This window comes from Mycolicibacterium peregrinum (genome assembly GCF_001665625.1).
Lineage (GTDB): Bacteria > Actinomycetota > Actinomycetes > Mycobacteriales > Mycobacteriaceae > Mycobacterium > Mycobacterium peregrinum_B.
This window is the reverse complement of the sequence record NZ_LZSY01000038.1, coordinates 1-1,242: the sequence shown is the minus strand read 5'-3', so window position 1 is coordinate 1,242 and position 1,242 is coordinate 1. Positions and strand designations below refer to the sequence as shown.

Annotated in this window: 1 protein-coding gene and 1 pseudogene; both read right to left on the bottom strand. The window is 66.0% G+C overall.

What is annotated here, in order from left to right:
- A pseudogene (locus A5779_RS05520) lies at positions 1 to 593 on the bottom strand (tyrosine-type recombinase/integrase); the annotation flags it as partial.
- Positions 580 to 1,242 (bottom strand): tyrosine-type recombinase/integrase (locus A5779_RS05515; RefSeq protein ID WP_165609745.1); only part of this gene is annotated, 663 nt, incomplete at its 5' end. The pseudogene A5779_RS05520 and the gene A5779_RS05515, both read right to left, overlap by 14 nt.

Below are 1,242 nucleotides of genomic sequence, written 5' to 3'. Positions count from 1 at the left end.
TGGCAGGGTTCGTGCTCACGCTGCGGGATTCTGGGATCAGCGTCCAGATCCCAGATGTCATGAGCCCACCATGGCCGGTCGGTGCAGCGGACCGACACGTACAGGTGCAGGTGCTCGATGAAACTGGCCACGTTGCGCCGAAACCCGGCCGAGGGCAGCCGACCGGTGCGGCGCTCGAACTCGCGTACCCCGTGACGCACGATGGCCTCGGCGCTCAGATCAGCGACACTGACCGGGTAACGCCGGTGCCGTTGGTGGTAGTCGGCGGCGGCGATGCTCAGTGCACCGCTGGTCCATTTCAGCAGCGACGGTTCGATCTTGCGACGTTCTTCGTGTCCACACAGCCACACCCACCACGCGAGCTCCTCGCACAACCGTTGCGGCACACCCTGCGGGGTGAAGTCGTGGCCGTCCGGGGTGGGCCGGTAGCGCGGGTTGCGCTGAAAGACCGTGTTGGCCGGGCCGGTATCCAGGTGATAGACCAGCCTGCGCCACTGCGGCGGCACTTGTTGCCACTGCTGTGTCCACCGATCCCCGGCGGCACCGCGCGTCGGTGGGGTATGCGCTGGTGCAGGACTGTCATTGCCCGTCACGGTTCACCTTCCACCCAGCGACATAGTTCTTCCATTCGGCCAGCGTGCGCATCTCGGCGTCGGCGGTCACCCACCCGTAGGTCGACAACGTGGTCTGCACGTCGGCGTGACCGAGACGACGCATCACCACATGCACATCCACCCCAGCCAGCAACAACGCGGTGGCGTGGGTGTGGCGCAGCCAGTGCGGCGTCCACTGCTCAGGCAGCACGCCGGTTCGGCGCGCGGTGATCAGATCCACCTTGTCGTAGATGGTTTCCGGTCGCAGCGGGGCATAGCGCACGCCTCGCACCAGGTTGACAAACACGAAACACGACGCCAGATCGCCGACCGTGACATCCGCGCCGGCGGCCACCAACTGCCACACGTACTCGGTGTAGAGGGCGACCAGATCGTCGCCGATGTAAATCCGGCGCGGGCCCGATTTCGCGCGCACCCCGTGCGGATGATCATCACGGCCCGCCACCAGTATCGACGGGGTGCCGCCACCGGCGATATGAAAATCGCTGTGGCGCAGCGATAGTGCTTCACCGATGCGCATGCCGGTTTCGGCCAGCACGGCGAAGAACAAGCGGTCACGCAGCCCCGCCCCGCCGCCCGACCACTCACCGGAGACTGTCTGGACACTGCAGGCATCCAAGATGGCGTT